The following is a 4,642-nucleotide window of genomic DNA, read 5'->3' as shown; positions in this document are numbered from 1 at the left end:
ATTGTTATCTGGTTCCCTAGATTCATCTATATCAGCATCAGCACGTAATACCTCAATGAGTTCATCGTAGAACACAGGTAATCCTCTTTCCATTTCGTCGCTCGAACTCATGGAATCACCAAGACGCGCGATCTTTTTTGAACACAAGGCGAGAATTTCGTCACGTTCTGCTAAGAGAAATTCATGTAACATTATAAATGTTCTTAATTTTAGACTTATTCTACCATCAGGAGATCGCTAGAACAGCGATCGCACCCACCCATAATTGAGGGAGCAAACATCTTTGGATAAAGACTTCAAATGCATTTCCATCCATTGAGCCATTCATCGTCATGACAGCTAAAATTCAAATGTCTGAATAAACCCGCAAATATTAAGTATTAGTCAGCCTCGCTCTCAATTCAAAATGACTTTGTTAGTGGTCTGACCATGAGCATCAATATCATAGACAATTGGAATTGCTGTTCCTAACTCAACATTGACAACCTCCCCTTCAGATAGGTTTTCCAGGTGCTTAATGATGGCGCGGAGTGAGTTTCCATGCGCTGCAATCAAGACATTATCTCCTGTGATTAAGTGCGGCAAAATGCGATCGCAAAAGAATGGAACAGTGCGCTTCACCGTATCTGCCAAACTTTCGCCACCCGGTGGAGCCACAGCATAGGATCTTCGCCAGAGTTGCACCTGTTCTTGGCCAAATTTTACGGCGGTTTCAGCTTTATTCAACCCTTGCAGTTCGCCATAGTACCGTTCATCCAGCATAGCTGTGGGATAAACTGGCAGTTCCCGTTCAGGATCGCCTTTATATTTATCCCAACCATGCCAGGCTCGATCATCTGCCTGATGCTTGATGATCGGAATTCTCCCCGCGCAAATATCATCGACTTCTGTCAAGATAATAATTGCAGTTTCAATCGCGCGAAACAGCAGACTGGTAAAGCAAACTCTGACTCGATAATTCTTCAGTTTGCAGGAGGCGATGGTTGCTTCTGCTCGCCCCTGTTCGCCTAAAGGAACATCAACCCATCCTGTAAATTTATTCTCTGCATTCTAAAGGCTCTGTCCGTGACGGATCAATATTAATTTAGCCATTATGTGTTGCTTCGGTGTGCGATCGCGTGGATCTAGAGTTCCAGAGTATCAAAAATGTCACGCAGAATCTGTGCAGAATGAATCAACTTTTGTTGCTCCGTGTCATTGAGGGTAAGGTTGACCCTCTTAATGACACCTTTTTCATTGACGACAGAGGGTAGGCTGAGACAAACATCGCTAATACCGTAGAAGTCATTCACTAAGGAGCTAACGGTAAGAATGCGCTCTTGTCCACGCAGAATCGCTTGGACAATTTCAGTGGTTGCCAATCCAATGGCGTAGGAAGTACACCCTTTGAATTTGATGATTTCGTAGGCAACGTTTTTAACCCGTTCAAAAAGCTCTTGTAATGCAGCCTGATCTAGTGCTGAACTACCCTCTGGGTCATAGAGAGGCATTCCGGCAATATTCACCTTGCTCCAAACGGGCACTTCACTGTCGCCATGTTCACCAATGATGTAAGCATGAACACTGCGTGAATCAATGCCCATTTTCTGCGCCAGCAGGGTACGAAAACGGGCAGAGTCAAGCACCGTTCCAGAGCCAATTACCCTCGCAGCAGGAAAACCGGAGAGCTTTAGGGTCACGTAAGTCATAATGTCTACTGGATTGCTGACAATTAGCAAGATAGCATTGGGGCAATATTTGACGACATCTGCAATCAAGCTCTTAAAGATGGCAACGTTGCGTACAACCAAGTCGAGGCGGCTCTCTCCCGCCTTCTGACTGGCTCCAGCAGTAATAATTACCAGGTCTGCATTCTGTCCGACATCGGCAACGGTGCCAGCTTTAATCTCAACAGGCTCGACAAAAGGAATGCCATGCATTAGATCCATGACCTCTCCCTGAAGCCGCTCTGTCTGAATATCTTGAAGAATTAACTCATCAAAACAGTTTTGGATCGTCATCGAATAGGCACATGCCATCCCTACCTGTCCGGCACCAATAATGACACCTTTGCGAGGACGGATGCTGACTTTATTTTCAACACTGGGATTAGGCGTAAAGAGGGTTTCAAACATTTTTATTAGGCTACTGAACTTTTAATAGTTAACAGTTATTTCACTGAATATGTAGGAATCCGATTTGATTCTTGAACAAAATTACGTATTTGTAGGGTGCGTTAGCGTTTCGCGTAACGCACCAAATCCTTAATAATGGTGCGTTACGCTGTCGCTAACACACCCTACATATCTGTTAACTAAGCGATCGCCACCTCAAGTACTTACCAAGAGTGGAGCGCCCGGAGTTGAGGTGTTTTCTTTAATTGATGCATCTGCATCCGAGTCAAGACATCATCCAGAATCGTCACGGCTTCGGCAACAAACGGCCCTTTGTTGAGCATGACGCACTCAGCCCTTTCTGCCATTGCTGCATCCGTCATTTCTGCTCGTGAGGGAATGCCTTTTTTCACCAGATTTTCTAGCACTTGAGTTGCCCAAATCACCGGGACATGAGCCGCCTCACAAAGCCAGAGAATTTCTTCTTGCATTTCAGCCAGTCGTTGATACCCAATTGCGATCGCCAAATCTCCTCTAGCAATCATCACCGCAAAGGGTTGTTGACCTGCTGCTTGCACAATCAACTCAGGTAAATTACTGACGGCTTGGGGTGTTTCAATCTTAGCAACAATGGCAATTTCACTCTTTTGAGGCATCCGATTTGCTAACTCTTGCTGGAGCAGTTTAATATCATTGGCAGATTGCACAAAAGAATAGCCCACAATATCGGCATGGGTGGCAACAAAATCTAAATCCTCTCGATCTTTATCAGTAAGTGGGCTAAGTTGCAAATTTGTATCGGGGAAGTTAAGCCCCTTATCTGGCAGAAGTTTACTACCTTTTAAACTCGCATGAGTGATGCGTAAGAGAACACCCTGATCAGTGAGAGATTCTACACGCGCTCCAATACGACCATCATCAATCCAGGCAGTTGCGCCCACCTGCAATTGATCGAGTACTCCAGGGAGAGTACAATTTGCCTGGAAACACTTAGCATCCGTCATACTAGGCATATCACGGGTTAAGACAAGACATTCCCCTTGAAAGATGCGATGTTTCTGATTAGGTGTCATTACTAAGCCAATTCGGGGCTTCGGCCCTGCCAGATCCATTAAGACTTTGCAAGAATTTCCGGTTTCTTTCTCTGCCAGACGGACATTGCCAATCATCGCTTCCCAAAGGCTAGCGCGATCGTGGGCACAGTTAATGCGTACACAATTAGTCCCTCGCTGAAGCAGATCCCGGACAAATTCGTAATGGCTAGCGGCTTCCATTGGCAATGTCACCATGATTCTGACCCGGCGATGAGCTAAAGTCTGACCAAACACATCTTCAGTATGTTGGTGAAGTAGGCGATCGCCCTCCAGAAACGCCCCAATAGAAGGACGAATCGGCAAACTAGCCGAATTGACCTGACAGATTGCCCCCAGAGTGGCAATCACCGCATCTAAATTCGGCATGACTCGCGCTTCCAAACGACCCAAGGAAGATAAGCCCCAGGGGATTAAGGCAGCTTGCAGAGGACGTAGGTCATGTCTTCGTAGAGCCATGTAATGGGCAAGATTGAGTCCACTGCTGAGAAACTCTTGTCGTTGAATGCGCGAGATTGCTCCGCAACGCTGGCGCGAACGCCACTGGTTAAAAATGTCTTGCCCTTCTTGAACAACCACCTGACGCAGTTGTTGCAGCGTATTTAACAAGACACAAGGATTAGATAGGTCTAATGCAAGGTAGTCAAAAGTATCTTCTTCTTGATTATGATCTAGAGTAGAAATTGTCATTAAATAACCCTCAAAAGACTGTATTAACAATTTGCAACTCGTAATTATTTGTTGAGCCAACGATGCCAGCTAGTAGTCCACCACATTAATTTTGATGGGTGAATAAGTTCGTAGTAAGGACTTTAGTCCTTGATTTGAGCGCTGTTCGCGAAGCGTTCCCGCAGGGTAGCACTCACTACAAAGCAAGCATTGTTGACTTGGCGTACTACTAGTCGATCGCATAGGCATCGCCATCTACCCGTGCGCCTTGCTTGAGAATGATATTTCCACCGATAGCGATCGCAGTTTGTGTCACCAGTCCATTGGGTTGGACGATCGCCGAACCACCAATGGCAATAGCATTTTCTAGAACTTGTTTTTCTACAACCGTGACATTTCCGCCCAATCGAATCAGATTGGTATTATTAATATTTAGATCAGTCTGTGCGATCGCATTTCCGGCAAACAGAAATACTATCGTACAGATAAACACGATTGTCAACTGCTTCCAGTTCATGGTTAAGACTCCTAATTTTATTCTCCAATCTCGCCAGTTAGATTAGGCAATACTTGACCGAAGAAGCAGAGGGAATTATCTTCAACAGTCTTCTCTAATCTTCTTCAACTAGTTTCACTTGATTATGTGGACTGTAATCTAAACAATTAGGGTGCGGCTCTTATCAAAAGACGATAATCTGATAAAGGGTAGAAATCAGAGTGCTGTAATCATAAGCTTTGGAGACAATGACCAGAGGAAAAAGACAGGCTCGCTATTCTGAAAAAAGAGAC

The 4,642-nt window shown here is 45.0% G+C and carries 4 protein-coding genes and 1 pseudogene; all 5 read right to left on the bottom strand.

Translation table 11 applies throughout. The annotated features are described in order from the left end of the window. Nucleotides 1-192, bottom strand: a 192-nt coding sequence (locus CDG79_RS39100; protein ID WP_223278630.1) for a hypothetical protein, incomplete at its 3' end; no start/stop codon positions are given. Between the two features lie 204 nt (nt 193-396). Next, nucleotides 397-1,038 (bottom strand): annotated as a pseudogene (locus CDG79_RS39095) (2,3-bisphosphoglycerate-dependent phosphoglycerate mutase); the annotation flags it as partial. Between the two features lie 86 nt (nt 1,039-1,124). Next, nucleotides 1,125-2,114 (bottom strand): L-lactate dehydrogenase, encoded by a 990-nt coding sequence (locus CDG79_RS39090; protein WP_094346859.1) that lies wholly within the window; start codon nt 2,112-2,114, stop codon nt 1,125-1,127. A gap of 203 nt (nt 2,115-2,317) precedes the next feature. After that, nucleotides 2,318-3,874, bottom strand: a complete 1,557-nt coding sequence (locus CDG79_RS39085) for a pyruvate kinase (RefSeq protein WP_094346858.1) — start codon at nt 3,872-3,874, stop codon at nt 2,318-2,320. A gap of 208 nt (nt 3,875-4,082) precedes the next feature. Then, nucleotides 4,083-4,370, bottom strand: coding sequence for a hypothetical protein (locus CDG79_RS39080; RefSeq protein WP_189525299.1), 288 nt, complete (start codon nt 4,368-4,370; stop codon nt 4,083-4,085). Between the last annotated feature and the right edge of the window lie 272 nt (nt 4,371-4,642).

Origin of the sequence: Nostoc sp. 'Peltigera membranacea cyanobiont' 232, assembly GCF_002245985.1 — a bacterium.
Taxonomy (GTDB): domain Bacteria; phylum Cyanobacteriota; class Cyanobacteriia; order Cyanobacteriales; family Nostocaceae; genus Nostoc.
Note: the sequence above shows the minus strand (reverse complement) of the source record. Positions and strands in the feature narration are given on the sequence as shown.

What these genes read in the sequence shown, in the direction of transcription:
- CDG79_RS39090 (WP_094346859.1), bottom strand. Translation starts at nt 2,114, where the DNA reads ATGTTTGAAACCCTCTTTACGCCTAATCCCAGTGTTGAAAATAAAGTC.
- CDG79_RS39085 (WP_094346858.1), bottom strand. Translation starts at nt 3,874, where the DNA reads ATGACAATTTCTACTCTAGATCATAATCAAGAAGAAGATACTTTTGAC.
- CDG79_RS39080 (WP_189525299.1), bottom strand. Translation starts at nt 4,370, where the DNA reads ATGAACTGGAAGCAGTTGACAATCGTGTTTATCTGTACGATAGTATTT.